Origin of the sequence: Lacticaseibacillus salsurivasis (genome assembly GCF_036246225.1) — a bacterium.
Taxonomy (GTDB): domain Bacteria; phylum Bacillota; class Bacilli; order Lactobacillales; family Lactobacillaceae; genus Lacticaseibacillus; species Lacticaseibacillus salsurivasis.
This window is the reverse complement of the sequence record NZ_BTTP01000001.1, coordinates 115,711-132,498: the sequence shown is the minus strand read 5'-3', so window position 1 is coordinate 132,498 and position 16,788 is coordinate 115,711. Positions and strand designations below refer to the sequence as shown.

Genomic DNA, 16,788 nt, shown 5'->3' with positions numbered 1-16,788 from the left:
TTATTCACCAGTCGTATCGGTTGAAGTTGGAGCAGCAGCAGGCTTATTGATGCGGGCAAAACTTGTAGCATCTAGAATGCCCCAGCCCAGGTAGGTTTCGGAACGCAGGTAGACCTGGTTGTAACCCTTCAGGTCTTGGCCACTGTTGTCAGGATCCCCGTACTGGATGACTTCAAGTGGAATTTCTTTGGCATAGCCCCACTTGAACATGTTGGCGAAGTCACCGATGATAGCCACATCGTCGGTGCCAGCAGTAACCGTAGAGTTGATGTCGGCCGGCATGCCATTGATGCTGCCAGGGTTAGCGCCCCAGGCAAGCTCTGGGAACAGGCGGACATTGGTGGTGTCACCGGTGCGCATAGCTGCCAGCGCGGCGGAGAATACTGGGTCCAACGCCATCCCCGTCACGGTACCTTCAGCCCCTTGGATCATGGCGACGGCCGATTCAACGTTTTGGTCTGGATCTGCGGTGGTGAATTCCACGGTCTGCGAGACCTTCTTGTCGAAGTGGTTGTCTCCAATCACAGTGGATGCCGCTTTGGAGCGAGGGTTCAAGCCATGGAATGCCATGATATCCAAGCCACGAGCCAGCTTCTTTGCATAGCCGTCGTTGAACGCCTTGAGAATGTCAATCTTGTCTTCATCCGACGCATACAAAAATTCATCAGAAATACGAGCGCCATATTCAACCTTGATTGGAACAATGGTAACTGGATCTACCGTGACCCCACCGTGAGTCTTCTTGCCATTTTCGGCGACGACGTCAATGTCGGAGTCCATCGTGAAGGTGAATTCCTTTTGGCCATTGAAGGCGACTGGTGCTTGGGGTGACAGAACGGCCAGGGAACTCTTGCCCTTAACCTTGCTAATCAGGTCGCTGACCAACGTTGGATCAAACAGGTTACCTTTAGATAATGGATTTGTCATGATATTACTCTCCTTCTATTTTCAAGCCTTCGATTAGTGATTGATAAGCAGTATTGCCGCCAGTCTTAGTACCCATGTCTGGGTCTTTGAGCGGTGTTGACGGCTTCTTACCAACGAATTCTGACAGGCGTTCTGCATCAGCCTGAATACTCTTTTCATCATCGCCGACAAGCCGATCGGCCAGGTCGTATGGCAGGCCATTCTTCAGCGCAATCTTGGTGCGCATACTAGCGGTCTGAAGCCCCGCCACCTGCTTGTTTAGCCCGGCAATGGTAGCTTCTGTTGTATCCGATGCGGCCTTTGCCTTTTCGGCAGCTTCCTTGAGAGTGCTGTTTTCTGTCTCCAGGGTGGCAGCTTTTGACTTCAGCTCATCGTAATCAACGAACTTTGCCTCCAGTGTTTCCTTCTGGCGAGCCAAACGCGCGCCCAAGATTTTGTCGAGTTCTTCCTGCGATTCAATTGGTGTAAATTCTGACATGATGTAACGTCCTTTCTCCCACTTTCCCGGTGGTATCGGTAATCAAAAAGGACCCCACTTGGAGTCCTAATAACGAACAATTTGCTTCTTCTTGGACTTCACATTGCTGCAAGCCCAGCGCGCTAGTAAGGCGCTATCCATAAGGCTGATATCCATATCGTCAAACTGACTTTTGTAACCGAAGCCACCGTTCGATCCGATGTTCCGCTTCAAGCAGTTCGTGGCCACCGCGGTTAGCGAAGGCTGGCCGTTATGCCGCATGGTTTGTTGGTAAATGGCCTGTTCCCACCCGGCGTTGGCACTGATGATCTCCTTTACCGTCGGCAGCATCGGTTCTTTTAAACCGAAGTCCTTCATATCCTTTGCGAGCAGGTTCTGACCACTTGCGCCGTCAATCACTACTGCTGCCACGTCGGCATGCTTCAAAAAGCTGATGATCCATTGATCACCCTCACGCACGGAACGACAGTCAATAGCTTCAACGAAGATGCGCTTTGACAAAGTGCGAACTGCCACACTCACTGCGACGTTCGTGCCGTCGTTACCGTACTTGATACCGATGAACACCTTTCCGCGTAACACTGGCAGGCAATGCACCTTGAGCGCGTTCCATTCATTTTCTGAGATGGCCGATTTCTGATTGTACTTAATCCAGAGGCCTAGCCGCTGGATGTTGAAGTCAATCTTGTCGGGGCCAACTTCGTCCTGAATGGAACGCTCCGTCATGATGGTGCCAAGGGACGGGTTGCAGAGATACCACAGCTCGCGGTCATTGACGTCCGACTCGTCCTCCACGCCCCACTCTGCCCAACCTACGTTGTCTGGGTGTTGCTCCAGCGCACGGTTGCGCATGGCCACAAAGACCGTGCCGCTTGAAAGCGGCGTTGGTGGCGTTCCGCAGAAGATGGTCTGCGGGTTTTTCGAGTCTGAAACGACGTACTTAAGTGCTGACTCCTGATCAGTCGTGTACTCCTGGGCCTCATCGACCACGAGTAGGTCGAAGCCTTCACCAAGACCACCAGTAGAGGTACGAGTACGAAACTCCACTCGACCACCGGTGCTGGGAAGCTCGATACGCTCGCGACCAACGGCCTTGAGTGATTCATACTCCACATGCGACTTATCCAGGAGCTTTAGCAGCCGTTCCCATGAGGAATGACTAGTTGTTGTTCTGTGTGCCGTATGCAGAACCTGCTCGCCATCAAACAGGGCATATAGTTCACGAATGACCACGACTTCGTTTTTACCATTTCGCCTGGGTAGCGAGTAGCCAAACTTTGTGTGCGTCCACAAATTGTCGCTATTAACCGCAAGGATGTGCTTGGCTAGCTCTACCTGCCACTCCTGGGCATTACGCCCAGAGGCTTCATAGTATTTGATTGCTTGACGATATTTGCTATCAGCGTACGGAAGAATTACCGATTGAGTAGGATGTTGATTCCCAAGTCTAACTTGAGTAGTCATACTAATCCTCCTTCAATCCCGCAGTTTAACGACATGCTTGGGTCAATCAGAGTACAAAAATAGCACTCAGCTTTAATTACTGGGTGCTACTCATCTTCTGCTAGGATTTTATCAATGGCTGATGTGAAGTTCTCAACTTGTTTCTTCGTCATGTGCATCGGTTTTGTGATCTTCAGTCCTTCGCCATCGTCGATAAACTTTTCATCGATTTCCTGCTTGTCATGCTTCTTATCACTACTCATTGAGAACCTCCCCCTTCAGGATTAAAGTTTTTGCATCATCGCTGACTTGTATACCTGATATCTTTATTTTAGCACCTCTTGCCAATAAAATCTCGGATTCTGAAGCGTAATTTGACACTGATTCTACTGCTAATCCATGGGCTTCACGAGGAACATTTAGCTCCATTCGAATATTAGATGAAAATTCTTTGGCGACACGCTGCGCGTATGTCGTTGACATATATGCAGGGTCTTCCACTTGAAACTCTCCAAGCTGGTCCAATGCTGCATTTAAGTCACCAACTTGACTCGGCTTAAGTGTTTTCCGGTTTATCTTACCAGCGACTGCTTTGACCCTTTTGCCAGCAGCATCGTCCATAGCCGTCAACCAGTTATCAGGTAGCTTACTCATCCCTCGAAATACCTTGACGTCCTGGCCAATTTCGTGATTTAAAGCCTGGTCAAGATCGTCTGGAATACCTATAAGTTTCTGTCCTAGCTTTGACCCAGTTCTAAAGTGTCTATTGACAGTCTTATACGACTCTCCCGTATACGTCTTGATTGCATCATATTGTTCCTTCGGCAACTTCTTGATGTATCGTTTGCTCTCGGCCAACATTTTTTGAGACGCCTGGCGGAACTGCTTTTTTCGATTCGGATTTACAGGCTTTTTACCGGTTCCCTTGTCTATCCGCTCCGCAAGCTTTGCCGTTTGTTCTGGATTGCTCCATTTCTTTGACCATACATCCTGACGCTTTCCGCTCCCTGGGTTGTACTCTACCGTGCACCTACAGCGCTCGTGCCGACGGTAAATATCATGCGGTGCCTCATAATACTCATAAGTTCCCGCAAGATTGCGGCACCAGTCACATCCCTTGCCCATCAATTTCCTCGTAATTGTAGGATGTAAACCCGACTTTGCTTGAAATTTTGCATTTGCATCTATCGAGTCGTCAACAACACTTTGACTGAAATTAACGATTGGGTCGTCCAAGACCCACTTTATCTTGTCAAAGTCATCCTCGCTCGACACTCTATTGATAATTCCATCGACTTTATCCTGGTTAAATTCCGGTTCCTGCGCTTTAAGATGGATGCCAGCCTGGTCGTTAAGCAAAGTCTGTACATCCTTTGAGTATCCAGCAATCAGGTCATGGTTCTTTTTTAATGTCGAATTCAGTACACGATCTGCGATGTTAAAATACATTTTACCGTCGGGTAGGATGCTTGCCGACAAGTTAGTTCCAAGCACCTCTGACAAGAGGCGACCAGCTTCAATCGCAAAATCGTTGGCATTCAAATAGGTTGCTTCCTTGGCTCTTAATGCCTTAATCGCCGCTTTGATTTTAGGACTATTTTTCGTCTTCTCATCAAACTGTTGGTTGATTGCTTGCAGTAGATTGGGAACTAGATCCTCCGCCACCGCCCTCAGCTCCCTTCACCCCTGTTATCTCGCGAATAGTATCTGCATCAAAGAAGCCTGGGACCGCCTGATTGATTTTGATTGCACCATCACCGACAAGGCCAAGTGTGTTCGCATCTGCCTCAAATAGTGGTTCCCATCGTGGTGTTGTGAGCACGAACTGCTCTCTTCGGTATTTGAAGTCATCCCTAAGGCATGCGGCAACATAGGCAACGTTAAGCAGGCCAGAGCCTAGTGAGCGCTGTGCCTTACGACCAGCCAGACGTAAATTCTCATGACTTGCTTTGATTGCTTCAACGCTTGAAGGATTATCGGCCACGAAACCCAAATCATCTAAGGTCAGCCCAGTTTCGCCCGCAAAACCGGCTGCTGCTGTCCGAAGCTGTTCCGTGAACGGTGACATGGATGAAGTGGTGAACTGGCCAAGCTTAGGACTGTCACCTTCGTCGTCCTTAGTGAACTGAAGCATAGATGAGATTGTCGCCTTCCAGCTATCTAGTGGCTCAGCGTCATTACTAAGTCCGACAATGTATTTTTGCGGAAAGCTGTAGAATTCTGCTGTGATGTCTGATCGCTCCAAGGTTCGCTTGGCGTACTTCTGATAGTACATACCTGCCCTTGTAATCCGGCTGCGACCAAACGGCCGAACAGCATCCGGACGATGAATAATCGGAACCAAAAGTGGGTGCCCGGTTGGATTATCCACAGAAAAGTCTTTGATGGCCGGGTCTGCGTAATAGATAACCGTCTTGTCTGGCGTGAAGTACCCTTCGACCGTCACTGACCCCTTGTCATCACGACTTAGAACCGCATAGCCTTCTGTCAGCATCCCCGTAATTGGGTCAATGATGCCGGTTGCGTTGCTGGCCTCGATAACCTGCAACCTCACCTCATCGTTGTCCCCTTTTGAAATGTAGACGAAGCTACATGATGCAATTAATGCAGATAAGATTGCTGAGTCGAAAAAGACATCCGGATTATTTGCCTGGAAGATTTCATTTACCTCAAAGTTATCATCGGCGAAGTCCCGGAATACCAACCGATCAGCCAGGCTGTCAACACCCTTCGCACACCAGCCAAGAACAGAACGATAACGACCACGTATCTTCGGCGGGATGGTAATGCCAACATCCGAGTCCTGGTACTTCATAGCATATTGCCTGTAACGCATATTAACGCGAGATTGGTGTTGCGCCAGCTTTGTGCGCATGTAACCGAGCCCTTTTAAGGCCATACAATCAGCTCCTAACATGATGGCGTGAAAAAAATGTACAGTGACGGCGTGAACGACGGAGGCGCCCCGGGGGAGGGGGCTATCCCCCCACCTCAGCGGCGCCAAAGTCGTACGAGCAGTATTTATCAAAATTGTTCTAAGACCTGTAAGAAGCCCAATTCAGGCTTTGTGGAAGGTTACGGTTGCCTAGCACCTTTGGCTCCGCTTGCGGCGTCTTGAACAGCTTGTCGGACTTCTGCCGGTTGCAGGACCAGTGAGCCAGCTGCAGGTTACTGATGTCCGATGGATGTCCACCCTTGTTCAACGGAATGATGTGGTCAATGACAGGACTCATCGGATCTGGCGCCTTGAGTCGCTTGTCGACTGGCCGGCCACAGATACCGCAGACACTCTGGGTCTTTAGAATAATCCTCTTGTTCTTTTCAAAGGCGACACGGTGGGCGCCTTGCTTATCTGCTCTAAACATTGCAGGTCCTCCTTCACTCATATTCCTCAAGCTCACGTATCTCACACAACATGCCAGCTGGCAGCAGCCATAGCAGGCCGTCCTCAACAATGAAGTGGTATGTCTCGGCCTTTGCTCCACTCATAAGTATCTTCAGAGTATCTTCTGGAATTGTGGCGATCCGTCTCAGCTCAGTGAGGTCCGTGCCATCGTATGTGTTGTAACCCCAATACATCACTTCAAAATGCCGTTTCATCACTACCTCCACACAAAAACCCCAGCAAATGCTGAGGTTGTCGTCGCTCCTTAACACAAATGGCCAGCCGCTGCCGGCTGGCCATTGCTTCCAAAGTGAGGGATTTTACAATACCATACTAACATGCCCAATCGCAGGTTATCGTTAGTCTTTCGTTAACTATCCTTCAGTCATCGGCAAGCCACTGGTCTAGAAAGTCCTTGAGCCCCGCAACGCCGAAAAGCATTACCGATAGCTCTTGGGCCGCTTGGGTTTGCTCCTGGCGAATGCGGGACTCAACGATACCCCATTTCTTTGCCTGTTTCACCGTGGACAACCGCGGTGTCTTTAAGTAACTATCCTCAACAATAGTCCACCGCCGTCGATCAACCTCAGTGCCGCCCTTGCAATAAGCCTCATAAGCGGTTAGCAGCTGATCAACGTATTGGAGCATGTGATGCGTCTTAACATGATATTTTGCCAGCTCCCTTGGCTTTGGTTCCACCCCAGTCAGCATCTTGTATTCATCATCTGTCAGGAAGACCTCTGGGTTCGCCTCAACGTGCGCCTTTAGCTTCGGATACTCTTTTAAGAGTAGCTTGGTGTTCCTAAGCCGATCATCACGTTCAGTGGCTTTGGCCTCACGTCTACTTTTGTTGGACTCAACGACAACGGCGTGAGCGATGCGCTGAACCTCTGCTTTGCTTAAACTCAACCTATCACACCCTTACACCTATTTGTCTGCATCCTTGACGAACACTCCGTTCACTAGGCTGCCTTCCCTACTTTTGATTACATTGTATGCTGCATTGAAGGCAACCTCTTGATGAAGGTTTAGCTGAAGCGCCAGCACTGTCAGCACCACCTGAACGTCTCCCAAACTATCGATAATCTGATCACGATTGTTTTTGTTCATCCCTTGAGCTAACTCTCCAACTTCCTCCATTAGCTTGTTTAACTGGGCTTTTGGGTCAGCCTTATCGAGCCCGCGAATGATAGCCCATCGCTCGACTGATTTGTAGTAATTCGCCATAATCTCCTCCACTACGCCAGTATTGTGACCCGGTCGATTTCTTCTTCCAGGCCCTTAGAAAGATAATCGGCAATCCTGTTGATGGCTTCATTCCGCCACCGACCACCATCCGCCTCAAACAGCGCCGCCTGCATCCCCTCTGAAACCCGAAAGACAAAGCCGCTTTCCGGCTGGTTAATCTCACTGAAGGTGCGGAACGGTGCAAGTGTCACCGGATTTGGCACGATGGCGTCTGATACACTTGCTACACCAGTTTTCACTGTAGCCACTTGAGTCACGCCATCGTCTGTTGAGGTCTTCGTTGCATCCTCTTTCATGTTGCCAACAAACTTCAGCAGCAGCGTCTGGTCAGTATTGGCTACGAACTGCGATTGAAGTGCTATGTTGAATGCCTCGCGGTCTAAGTATCGTCCAAATGGGAACTGAGGATGATCTGCCTCTGACACTAATAGCAGTTCCCGTTCACCAAATGGGTCTAACTCACCGTATACCTTGACTACATTTTCATCGACAATCTCAACGATTAGCCGACGTTCCCGTCGTTCTTGAACGTGTGTGATGTAGTCAATGATTGAGCCAAGGGTATGTACATTCAGCTCCCGGCTGGCCCCATCATGCGGTCTGAACTCGACGACATCCCCATCTCTATCAACGGCAAAGGTGCGCTCACCCACAGTGGTGTCAACATTGATGATGCGCTTGTCTGCTGCCGTCATTGCCAGACTCGCTACATACTGTAAAGCTTCTTTTTGCGTCTGATTTTCCATAGTCACTTGGCCTCCTTAGCCTGCATAGTTCTGAAATCAATCGGTTCATTCTTCGGTTTGTCTTCTACCGGTGTGCCATCATCATGCTTCAACGTCGAGTCTTCTGGGTCAAAATATTCTTGACCCTTCGCCCCTGACAACAGTTCCTGAACTTGCGGCGTTCCTTTCTCATCCCTGCCAATTACGACACGTGACTGAATTGACTCATGTGGCGCTAGCGTCGTCTTCACCGCGATATCCACCTGAACCATTTCACGGCCCTTGTCAGACTTGAACGACAAAACTGCGGTTACCTTACGCGCTTTGGTTGGGTCAGTGTTCTTGTCCATGATGTTGTCAGCCACCTCTAGCACGGCTGCAGTCAGCTTCTCTTTAAACCCACCATCAGCAAGCTTATTCAAATCCCATATTTCACTTCTCATTCGTCTGTTCCTCCTTCAGTAAATCGACAACTTCACCAGTTTCGGCAACTATCCAGCTTTGCCGTAGCCATGCAGCCGCCACTTCGTCAGCATGCTCCAGTATCCAATCGTCCCGCTTGATCACCCTAGCTGACCACTCCCCATGGTTGATGCGGTCGTTCAGATTTCCATAAAGAAACCATAGATTTGGCAGCAACTCCTGCTTACTCTCGATAATGAGCCTGCTGACATCGGCGGGAATTGACACCAGCTGAATTCTAATCATTTTCTGGCCTCCAGCTCTATCACCAAATAGCCGAGTACAGTCAGCATCAGGCAGCATAGCCCGATGATCACCATGGCATCGCTCAAATAGAAGAATGCGTATGTCGTCAGAAGCACCTCACCGATACCAACTAATAAGAGCGTGATGTAGATTACCTTTAGAAACCATTTTTCAATTTTGGTCATCATTGCTCTCCAATCTCCGGCCGCACATCGGGCAAAAGTTGATGACTGCTTGCAATTGACCTCCCTGCGGTGGGTCATAGTCGAGCGTGTGCTCCCCCCAACGTGTGAACACGAAGAACTCCTCATTGTCGGCAGTCTTTGTTTTTATCGGCGTTCTCTCACCGTGGCACCACTGGCAATCTGTGTCGCAGTCAGCGGCCGCAGCGTAACGTTTCTGCATATCATCGCGATACTTGTTGCTGTATGGCCGCTTGAAGCCAGCTATGAGGGTCATAGCGATTACCTTCTCAACTGCCGCGTCGAACAAGTCCTGCTTCGTTTCCCAAGTCATGCTATTTATCCTCCCCACCAATGCCTATCCTTAATACGTGAAGTATCCCGTCGATATCGGAGTATTGTGTTCCGTCTTTCATTCCTTGGTTAACCATTTCAAGCGCCCCGTATACTTCACCTAGCGCCGTGAAGTTTGGCGTGTGGTGGTCTTTCATCGCTTCCACGATGCGTTCGCGGTCGGCCGAGGTGATTTGGTAAAGATTGGCAGAAATTTCAGTCGTGCTTACGGTTATACGGTCTGCATGGCGATGGTCTATGCCCATCCATGCAATGAACTCCGTGTTGATGTAGTCCCCGCTATCCAGCTTAATCAGCTTCATGCTCGGCCACCTCCGTATCGTCAAAGTGGACTCGATCAAGCGACGCCTTGTGTAGTTGCCCCTCGTATTCGACCACAGCCACTGGGTCCATTACTTGTCCTGCGGAGTGTCCACCGATAAAGGGGCTTTCGCCTACTACCCAGGCTACTTGATAGACGCCATAAAACTTGGCTGGCGTGGCCTTATCGCCGCTGTACACATAGCACTTTCTGGTACCTTCAATCATTTCTTGAGTATTCTTTGCTGCATTCATATTCATCACTTTCCCCTTTAACTCTTATTTCGCTCATCAGAACTCGGATTGATCAACATGAGCGCCTCACCGGGCATGAGCAACACTTCACCGTCTCCCAGTCGTACCTGATAGATTGTTCCTTCTGGAAACGTCAGCACGGCCGTCACCTTACCGATGACAGTCTGCTTTGCTGAGATATGGTAGACATCATCCCCGGTTTTGAAACCCATGTGATCACCCTCTTTGTTTTTCGCCAATGTGAACCGGACTGCGCCACATCTTCAAGTAGCACGCCCATTCACCTGTGACTGGATTCATTGTGTATTCAACCGGACCGACAACCTCCCAGTCCGGGTACTGCTCAGCGTAAAAGGTATAGGCTGCGGCTGGGTCTTGGGCCAGCTGCGCCACCTTGCGTCTTCGGTACTTATGGTCATTGGCACGCGAAACAGGTCGCTTCAGATTGCGACTCGATGACCAGCGCTTTTTCCCCTGGGGATCCTTTGCCATATAGTCAGCCAGCCCCGCAAAGTGATTGCCACGCTTGTCCATGTCCTTATCCATGCGGCGTGTATTCGCCATCCCCAGCTTTTTGCGGTTTGCAGTCCACATGCGTTCTGCCAAATCGCGGTCCATTGCATTGATCATCAAGTGATGGTGAACACCGCCTACCACATTGCCGTCTTCATCGGTCTTGGCTTCTGTCACCAGGATGTACTTCAACGGCTCCATGTGGTCTTGCTTGCGGCGTCTGGCCACACGTCTGAGATAGTTGGTCACATAGCGTTCAGCCTGGGCAATCGTCTTGGGCGCAAGCTCCGGCTTATAGGTCAACGTCAGGAACAGGTCTCCATCTTCGAAGTTGCCATTGGCCAGTTGTTCCAGATATCGACGTGCATTCTTTGAGTTGAGGTTCTTTTGGGCCGGTGCCGTTTCCCGCTGCCGTTTGTTCCGGTGACCACTCCTGGCCACGCGGTCTTGCTCTGGATCACGGCTGAAGATATCCACTTCCATATAGCCACTCCCGACCATGATCTTCTTCTCACGTGAAAACGCACTGACCGTCATTCTGATACCCTCCAATTAATTCCCTTTGGCAGGAATGTTAATAGCTATAACGAGCCCGCATAAGGACTACCAGTGGCGTCCTTGAACGAGCTTTTGACGCCACGAGGGCGAAGGGAGTAGAATGAGGTTGTCTAGTACCTGCACTACTCCGTTCTCCCTCGTGGTGAGCGGCTTTTTTTATGCCAAATTTTTGTCTGCAGGCGCTGGGAAAAATGAAAACTTGCTCCTGATAGCGTGTTCGATTGCTTGCGCCTGATCATCCGTCACCATCAAGCGAACAATGATGGTTTTTACTGGATCATCGGGGAAACTCTCCTCAACAGATGTGTCCGCTCGAAAGCCTTGTTGGTATAAGAATTTCCAAACAGCGTCATTCGATACCCGAGCAAATTCGCCTTCAACTTGAAGCTCCAATTTATGCGGTGATGCAACCTGTTTCTGTTTTTCAATCATGATCAATGCCCTCCTGTCGGCTAATCTGAGCGGCCACCGCAAAAGCGTCCGCCTGTCCACGTTGATAACTTCTCTCCAGTTCCGATTGCTGAGTATCGCCGGTCAGCTTATCGGCACGGCGCTGGGCCAAAAAGGCCAATTTCTCCAAACGATGAGTATCCGACATGTTCTTCGTAATCATTCCAAGAACCCCCTAATCCACTCACTGTGCTGGCCACCAATCAGCAGGCCAATCACAATGACAGCAACAAACGCCCCAACCAAATGTGGCAGGCTAATCGTGATCAAATTTATTTGCCTCCTTAATTTCTTCCCTCGTGACGAATTCAAACGTTGGTTCTTCGCCGCGACCGGCCTGCCGACGCATCTTTGCCATCAATTTCAAATCGTGATGGTCCGCCTGAATGGTCAAGGCGCTGAGCGCGGTCTCAAGGCCAAACATCCGGCCCATTGCGGCGGCGCCTTTGTAGGTCCCGGTGAGCTTATAAAATTCCTTTTCCGCATCCTGGTGTTCCTTGAGTACATCCACATACGCTTGAAGTAACTGCTTATTCATAGCCAATCTCTCCTTCCTGTTTTAAGAACTTGTTGATGAAATACTGCTGGCCCTTGCCGGTAACCTTGGTCGTCTTGACAATCTCAACACGGCCATCTGAGTGGTTGATTGTGGTCTCTTTGACCTTGAACAGACCCGACTCTACTGAGCGCTGTGTTGGCTGGTTCCAACTGCTGCCATGACGGCCCGACAGATAACCATGGTGCCTGAGCCAACTGAATAGCCGGTTCTGGCCAATGTCTACGCCGTTTTGGCGCAGCAGTTTGGCCAACTCGCCAACTAAGATGGTCGTATGGCTGACTGCTACAGCATCGGCAAAGACAACCTTTGGGCGCTGTAGCTCTAGTTGCTCCGCCTGGCTGGCCGCCAGCTTCAACGCCTCCGCATAGGTGCCAGGAATTGTGAAGCCAGTGGTAATCTGAGTCTCCATCGAGTTGAAGGCGTCAATATATTTCAGTTTGAAGCTAAAGGCTTTCTGTCCGGTGAAGCCCATGGCCAGCAGTGTAAAGCCATCACGTGTCATGTAGTACACCCGGCGATGACGCCCATAACTATCAGGCTCATCCCCTAGCGAGAACATCTGCCCAAAATTGGGCACATCTTTTTGAAGGTTGTCGATGTCACGCAACACATGCCGATGATCCTTCTCAAAGGTCTCAGCGATGGTTAGGCTTGATGTCACTGCTTTGCGATCACGCATAATCACTAATCCGTTCGTAAAATCATCCCCTGTTCCATTGCTTCTTTCTTACATGAAGCTTCTAGCTCCTGCCGGTCTTGTGTTGACCACTTCTGCATGCCAATCACAGTTTCAAGCTCATCCATGACGTGGTTGTGCAACGTGTGCCAAAGCTCCCACGACGACCAATTCTCGTCACGCTGCGCTGCATCCTCGAATTCTTGGATGGTACGGTGCAGGTCGTACAACCGGAGTCGGTCTTCACTGCGTACATAGATTGTCATTTCCACCCTCCACGGTCGATTTGTTCTAAGTTATCCTCAAGCCACTGGGCCATTTTGGTTGCTCTAAACCGGTAGCCATCTCCGCGGCCCTTCGACCAGTGCAGTAGGGCGCCACACCGCTCAAGCTCCGCTCGCTTTGGCTTCAGGATGTTGTTTAGGAAGTCGGTTCTGCGGTAGCCATTCAATCTCTTCAAGCAGTCGTCGATTGACCAGCGACCGCCCAGTAGTGCAGTCTCGGCCTCTTGTCGGGCTGCCGCCAGCCGTTTGTCTAGGTCTTCCTGCCGTAAAACTATGATTGTGGCATCTGTGTCCTCAAGTACCTTTGCTTGTAACATGATTTTCATCCCCTTTCACTTTGCCTCCCCTCGGCGGATAATCGAGCTGAAAGGAGGTGATATCGATGAAACTTAACTTACTTGCGATGCAAGCACTCGACTACGGACTTACCGAAAACGACATCCCGCTCGTACCGTGGTACTCAGATGGCTATCAACTGTTCACAGCTAAATTCACAACTGATAAGCAGCAAGGCTACCAGCAAATTTGGCTGGCCAATTCGTCTCGTGAGGTCGCGGGCATGAGGGCACTTGATGCAGGGCACCTTCCCAACCTGTTCAGCCGCGCTGCCAGTTTGATCCGTGGTCTGCCAAGCTCCACCGGTCAAGAGTTAATGACACTTGTCCGCGACTCTCTCACCGAAGAAATGAGGGCAGAGACGGCTAATTCAGTGCCGGGAGCAAGATTTCCGATCTCTACTTTTGCGTTTGAGACGCGTTTTGAATCCGGTCTCGTTCTTCACGGAACTGAGTTGTCAAGCTCTGAATATGAGCTGGTTGGATTTGAGCAAAATTAGCGCTAAATCGTAGCGCAGCATAAGCATAATCAAGGCCCGCATATGCTTCCTCATATGTGAGGCCTTCTTTTGTCATGGCCTGCAGAATGGTTTCACCAAGTTCGCTGCCAAAGGTGTGGCGCGTAGCAAGCTGAGTTTCATCCATCGTAATATCCCGAAAATATCGTTTCTCCATGCTGATTCATCCCCTTTCGCTTTGCCTCCCCTCGGCGGATAATCGAACTGAAAGGAGGTGATTAAATGGGCGTTAAAATTAAAGGTGCAAAGGAACTTGAACGCAAACTAGAGCGGATGGCACAGAATGCCAAGGAACTCGAAGGAATGCGATCCGTCCCGTTCGACGAGCTTTTTACCAGATCATTCATGTCTCAAAACTCTAAGTCTCTAAGTATTGAGAGTTTTCTGGGCGACTTGGGAATTACCGATCAAGCTTCCCTTAGAGCATTTCCTGAGGATAAGCTCGACGAGAAGGTCAAAGCCGACACCAGTTTCAATAACTGGCAGGAAATGCTCAACGCAGCTAGCTCTGCGTATGTCAAGCGTCAGTTAGACTCGTAGTCAACTCAAAACTGCTGATTGCAGTGATTGTCTCCTGCAGCTGTTCGACCTGGGTAACGGCCAGATTGAGCAGCTCTTTTAGTTCTTCTACATTGGTGGTAAATGTTGCAATCTGGCTTTGTGCGCGTTGCTTCTCCATCTTTGTTCATCTCCCTTCGCTTACGTTTCGTGTACGGTTTTCCGTACAACGGGTGTAAAAAAATATGCCGCCAATTCCGCTGGCTTGAGATCAAGCAATAGGCTCAGTTGCTTGATCTCAGTCTGAGTAAACGCGGATTGGTTGTGAAGCTTCGTGTATAGCGTGGAGCGGCCTAGGTTCATCGCATCAGCAAGTGAAGAATAGCTGTAGCCTTTTTGCTTAATCTGATCAAGCAGCTTCCTATAGTCATATTTGTCATTAGCAATCGTCAAATTATCGCCTCCAATGTGTTCGGTTTTCTGTACAAACACATCTTAGCGCCGTCTCGAATAGACTGTCAACACTTTTGTTCATATTTCTGAACTTTAATATTGACCACAACGATCACTTGGTAGATACTTATGGCAAAAGAGGTGTTCAGAATTATGGACAGTTTTGCAAACAGACTACGACAAGGAATGCAGGCTAGAAAGATGAACCAGGCCGAATTATCACGCCGTACAGGGATTGGCCGTAATTCCATTAGCGACTACCTGAAGGGCAAATACGATGCAAAGCAGGACTATGTATATAGGCTTGCAAAGGCTATGGACTTAAACGAAGCCTGGCTCATGGGATTTGACGATGTGAATATGGATAAGCCAAATATTGTTGGCATATTCAACAAGCTCACAGAGCATCGCCAGCAACGTGTTTATGACTTCGCCTCTGATCAGCTTCGTCAGCAGTCTGCTCATGAGAACGAGCTGAGCGACAATGTGGTCGATTTTCCCAATGAGCGCAGTGTTATCACCGGACGCTCAACTGCAGCTGGTGATCCAATCGACGGTGATACTCAAGATGCTGATGCGGTGTCCACCGTCGTTAAAATTGAAGATATCCCCCACGGCACCGATGAGATTGTCACAGTCGATGGCGACTCCATGCAGCCCGACTTCATGCGCGGCGACCAGATTTACATACACTGGCAGCCGACTATCGACTCTGGTGATCTGGCCATCGTCCGAGTCCGCGACGAAGGTGTTACGTTCAAGCAAATTATGCTCGATAAGCGCGGTCAGAAGATTGTGCTGCATTCAATCAACCCAGACTATCCTGATCGCCAGCTCGACTGTGATGAAGTTGAAGTGATTGGTAAGGTACTTGGGTAGCTTTTTCTGATGCCTTTTCAGATTTGTAATGTCCAAATCCTGATGACAATAAAAGCTGAACATTTTGGAGGAAACATCATGGGCATTTTTGATAAATTAACTGCTAACAACGGTCTTACACCTGAGGAAAAACAGGCACGTAAAGACGCAAAGGCACTACTCAAGACCCGGATAACTCACGAACAAGGAATTAAGTTTGAAGTTGGCCGTCAGCTAGTCGGCGCCAATGGAATATTCGGTGACAAGATGTACCAATTAGATGACCGAAGCATAATTTTCGATCTCGATGACCCAATTTTCTTCAAATTGATTTCAGTCGAATTTGCCGGAGCTCGTTATCACGAGGAAACTCAAGAGCAGGGACACTCCGACACTAATAGCAAAGGCAAGAAAAAGAGTCATGGCCTCGCCGGAGCTATTATCGGTACCGCCTTGGCCCCAGGCTTTGGCACCGTGGCCGGAGCGATTGTAGGTGGTAATTCCAAGAAGTCTAAAGAAAAAAGTACCTCTGACTCGAATTCAACCTCTAGCACTCGACAAATCGAAGATGACTCTCAGACAACCATCACATTGAAAAACATTGCAGATGGGGAAACTGTCGAAATTGTACTGACCACTAAAACAAAGGAATATCAGGAATTGCGTGCATTCAAGGTTGAGCCTGTAGCAGACGAAGTCGTTTCAAGAACCAATCAAGCCACAAATTCTGATGCTTCGACAGAGCCGATCCAAGCCGTAGATGATCCAATTGCAAAGCTTCGCGAATACAAATCACTTCTCGATGACGGCATCATTAGCCAAGATGAGTTCGACGCTAAGAAGAAAGAAATTCTTGGACTTTAATTAAACTAAAGGTCGCGGCAAGCTGAAGTTATCAACACACAGTGAACATTTCTTCTACATCTGGTGTTTTTTAATTTCGATATACTAGATGTTGATTTTCGATAAATATAGATTGACTCGCTAAATTTGATGCCGCATAATGTACCTAACAAATATGTGGCGGGTTTCCGTCGACTGAGCGAGTACATCTATGATGTGCCCGCTCTTTTATTTTTGG

31 protein-coding genes are annotated in these 16,788 nt (G+C 49.2%); 4 read left to right on the top strand and 27 right to left on the bottom strand.

The window, feature by feature from the left end:
* From AAA927_RS00705 to AAA927_RS00585, 25 genes are all read right to left on the bottom strand, one after another.
* Entirely contained in the window at positions 1-927 is a 927-nt protein-coding gene (locus tag AAA927_RS00705) for a phage major capsid protein (protein WP_338214750.1), read from the bottom strand.
* Positions 928-931: 4 nt separating this feature from the next.
* Positions 932-1,405, bottom strand: coding sequence for a capsid assembly scaffolding protein Gp46 family protein (locus tag AAA927_RS00700; RefSeq protein ID WP_338214748.1), 474 nt, complete (start codon positions 1,403-1,405; stop codon positions 932-934).
* 66 nt (positions 1,406-1,471) lie between these two features.
* Entirely contained in the window at positions 1,472-2,869 is a 1,398-nt protein-coding gene (locus AAA927_RS00695; RefSeq protein WP_338214746.1) for a terminase large subunit domain-containing protein, read from the bottom strand.
* A gap of 86 nt (positions 2,870-2,955) precedes the next feature.
* Positions 2,956-3,111, bottom strand: a complete 156-nt coding sequence (locus AAA927_RS00690) for a hypothetical protein (protein WP_338214744.1) — start codon at positions 3,109-3,111, stop codon at positions 2,956-2,958.
* On the bottom strand, positions 3,104-4,513 hold the full coding sequence (locus tag AAA927_RS00685) for an ADP-ribosyltransferase (protein WP_338214743.1): 1,410 nt from the start codon (positions 4,511-4,513) through the stop codon (positions 3,104-3,106). Before AAA927_RS00685 ends, AAA927_RS00690 begins: the two co-directional genes overlap by 8 nt.
* On the bottom strand, positions 4,461-5,747 hold the full coding sequence (locus AAA927_RS00680; protein ID WP_338214742.1) for a phage portal protein: 1,287 nt from the start codon (positions 5,745-5,747) through the stop codon (positions 4,461-4,463). Before AAA927_RS00680 ends, AAA927_RS00685 begins: the two co-directional genes overlap by 53 nt.
* Before the next feature lie 136 nt (positions 5,748-5,883).
* The gene (locus AAA927_RS00675) at positions 5,884-6,213 is read right to left on the bottom strand and encodes an HNH endonuclease signature motif containing protein (protein WP_338214740.1); all 330 of its coding nucleotides are present in this window, start codon (positions 6,211-6,213) and stop codon (positions 5,884-5,886) included.
* A 13-nt stretch (positions 6,214-6,226) separates the two neighbouring features.
* On the bottom strand, positions 6,227-6,448 hold the full coding sequence (locus AAA927_RS00670; RefSeq protein WP_338214738.1) for a hypothetical protein: 222 nt from the start codon (positions 6,446-6,448) through the stop codon (positions 6,227-6,229).
* 166 nt (positions 6,449-6,614) lie between these two features.
* Positions 6,615-7,142 carry a hypothetical protein gene (locus tag AAA927_RS00665; RefSeq protein ID WP_338214736.1) on the bottom strand — a complete coding sequence of 176 codons (528 nt, stop codon included), beginning with the start codon at positions 7,140-7,142 and terminating at the stop codon, positions 6,615-6,617.
* Positions 7,143-7,160: 18 nt separating this feature from the next.
* Positions 7,161-7,460, bottom strand: a complete 300-nt coding sequence (locus tag AAA927_RS00660; RefSeq protein ID WP_338214733.1) for a MazG-like family protein — start codon at positions 7,458-7,460, stop codon at positions 7,161-7,163.
* A gap of 11 nt (positions 7,461-7,471) precedes the next feature.
* Positions 7,472-8,227, bottom strand: a complete 756-nt coding sequence (locus AAA927_RS00655; RefSeq protein ID WP_338214731.1) for a hypothetical protein — start codon at positions 8,225-8,227, stop codon at positions 7,472-7,474.
* 2 nt (positions 8,228-8,229) lie between these two features.
* Positions 8,230-8,649, bottom strand: a complete 420-nt coding sequence (locus AAA927_RS00650) for a replication terminator protein (RefSeq protein WP_338214729.1) — start codon at positions 8,647-8,649, stop codon at positions 8,230-8,232.
* Entirely contained in the window at positions 8,639-8,914 is a 276-nt protein-coding gene (locus tag AAA927_RS00645) for a hypothetical protein (RefSeq protein ID WP_338214728.1), read from the bottom strand. Before AAA927_RS00645 ends, AAA927_RS00650 begins: the two co-directional genes overlap by 11 nt.
* Positions 8,911-9,099: a hypothetical protein gene (locus tag AAA927_RS00640; RefSeq protein WP_338214725.1), complete on the bottom strand. Its 189-nt coding sequence runs from the start codon at positions 9,097-9,099 to the stop codon at positions 8,911-8,913. The genes AAA927_RS00645 and AAA927_RS00640 overlap by 4 nt, the downstream gene beginning before the upstream one ends.
* Positions 9,086-9,430 (bottom strand): hypothetical protein, encoded by a 345-nt coding sequence (locus tag AAA927_RS00635; RefSeq protein WP_338214724.1) that lies wholly within the window; start codon positions 9,428-9,430, stop codon positions 9,086-9,088. Before AAA927_RS00635 ends, AAA927_RS00640 begins: the two co-directional genes overlap by 14 nt.
* Before the next feature lies 1 nt (position 9,431).
* Entirely contained in the window at positions 9,432-9,752 is a 321-nt protein-coding gene (locus tag AAA927_RS00630) for a hypothetical protein (RefSeq protein WP_338214721.1), read from the bottom strand.
* The gene (locus tag AAA927_RS00625; RefSeq protein ID WP_338214720.1) at positions 9,739-10,011 is read right to left on the bottom strand and encodes a hypothetical protein; all 273 of its coding nucleotides are present in this window, start codon (positions 10,009-10,011) and stop codon (positions 9,739-9,741) included. The genes AAA927_RS00630 and AAA927_RS00625 overlap by 14 nt, the downstream gene beginning before the upstream one ends.
* Positions 10,012-10,022: 11 nt before the next feature.
* A complete protein-coding gene (locus tag AAA927_RS00620; RefSeq protein ID WP_338214718.1) occupies positions 10,023-10,217 on the bottom strand; it encodes a hypothetical protein in 195 nt (64 codons plus the stop codon).
* Between the two features lie 4 nt (positions 10,218-10,221).
* On the bottom strand, positions 10,222-11,055 hold the full coding sequence (locus tag AAA927_RS00615; protein ID WP_338214716.1) for a rolling circle replication-associated protein: 834 nt from the start codon (positions 11,053-11,055) through the stop codon (positions 10,222-10,224).
* Positions 11,056-11,232: 177 nt separating this feature from the next.
* Entirely contained in the window at positions 11,233-11,508 is a 276-nt protein-coding gene (locus AAA927_RS00610) for a hypothetical protein (protein WP_338214715.1), read from the bottom strand.
* Complete coding sequence (locus tag AAA927_RS00605; RefSeq protein WP_338214714.1) at positions 11,501-11,689, bottom strand: hypothetical protein; 189 nt, start codon at positions 11,687-11,689, stop codon at positions 11,501-11,503. Before AAA927_RS00605 ends, AAA927_RS00610 begins: the two co-directional genes overlap by 8 nt.
* Positions 11,690-11,782: 93 nt before the next feature.
* Positions 11,783-12,064, bottom strand: coding sequence for a hypothetical protein (locus AAA927_RS00600; protein ID WP_338214712.1), 282 nt, complete (start codon positions 12,062-12,064; stop codon positions 11,783-11,785).
* Positions 12,057-12,764, bottom strand: coding sequence for a phage antirepressor KilAC domain-containing protein (locus AAA927_RS00595; RefSeq protein WP_338214710.1), 708 nt, complete (start codon positions 12,762-12,764; stop codon positions 12,057-12,059). Before AAA927_RS00595 ends, AAA927_RS00600 begins: the two co-directional genes overlap by 8 nt.
* A 5-nt stretch (positions 12,765-12,769) precedes the next feature.
* Positions 12,770-13,027 (bottom strand): hypothetical protein, encoded by a 258-nt coding sequence (locus tag AAA927_RS00590; RefSeq protein WP_338214709.1) that lies wholly within the window; start codon positions 13,025-13,027, stop codon positions 12,770-12,772.
* Positions 13,024-13,362 (bottom strand): DUF771 domain-containing protein, encoded by a 339-nt coding sequence (locus AAA927_RS00585; protein WP_338214708.1) that lies wholly within the window; start codon positions 13,360-13,362, stop codon positions 13,024-13,026. The genes AAA927_RS00590 and AAA927_RS00585 overlap by 4 nt, the downstream gene beginning before the upstream one ends.
* Positions 13,363-13,427: 65 nt before the next feature.
* Between AAA927_RS00585 and AAA927_RS00580 the strand changes: the two genes are divergently transcribed.
* Both AAA927_RS00580 and AAA927_RS00575 read left to right on the top strand, forming a co-directional pair.
* Entirely contained in the window at positions 13,428-13,880 is a 453-nt protein-coding gene (locus tag AAA927_RS00580; protein WP_338214706.1) for a hypothetical protein, read from the top strand.
* 240 nt (positions 13,881-14,120) lie between these two features.
* On the top strand, positions 14,121-14,438 hold the full coding sequence (locus tag AAA927_RS00575; protein WP_338214704.1) for a hypothetical protein: 318 nt from the start codon (positions 14,121-14,123) through the stop codon (positions 14,436-14,438).
* Here AAA927_RS00575 and AAA927_RS00570 read toward each other — a convergent pair.
* Entirely contained in the window at positions 14,416-14,577 is a 162-nt protein-coding gene (locus AAA927_RS00570) for a hypothetical protein (protein WP_338214702.1), read from the bottom strand. The two genes, AAA927_RS00575 and AAA927_RS00570, sit on opposite strands and share 23 nt — an antisense overlap.
* A 20-nt stretch (positions 14,578-14,597) precedes the next feature.
* Complete coding sequence (locus tag AAA927_RS00565; RefSeq protein WP_338214700.1) at positions 14,598-14,849, bottom strand: DUF739 family protein; 252 nt, start codon at positions 14,847-14,849, stop codon at positions 14,598-14,600.
* Between the two features lie 129 nt (positions 14,850-14,978).
* Between AAA927_RS00565 and AAA927_RS00560 the strand changes: the two genes are divergently transcribed.
* The gene (locus AAA927_RS00560) at positions 14,979-15,728 is read left to right on the top strand and encodes a S24 family peptidase (RefSeq protein ID WP_338214698.1); all 750 of its coding nucleotides are present in this window, start codon (positions 14,979-14,981) and stop codon (positions 15,726-15,728) included.
* A gap of 78 nt (positions 15,729-15,806) precedes the next feature.
* Entirely contained in the window at positions 15,807-16,571 is a 765-nt protein-coding gene (locus tag AAA927_RS00555; protein ID WP_338214696.1) for an SHOCT domain-containing protein, read from the top strand.
* The last annotated feature ends 217 nt before the right edge of the window (positions 16,572-16,788 follow it).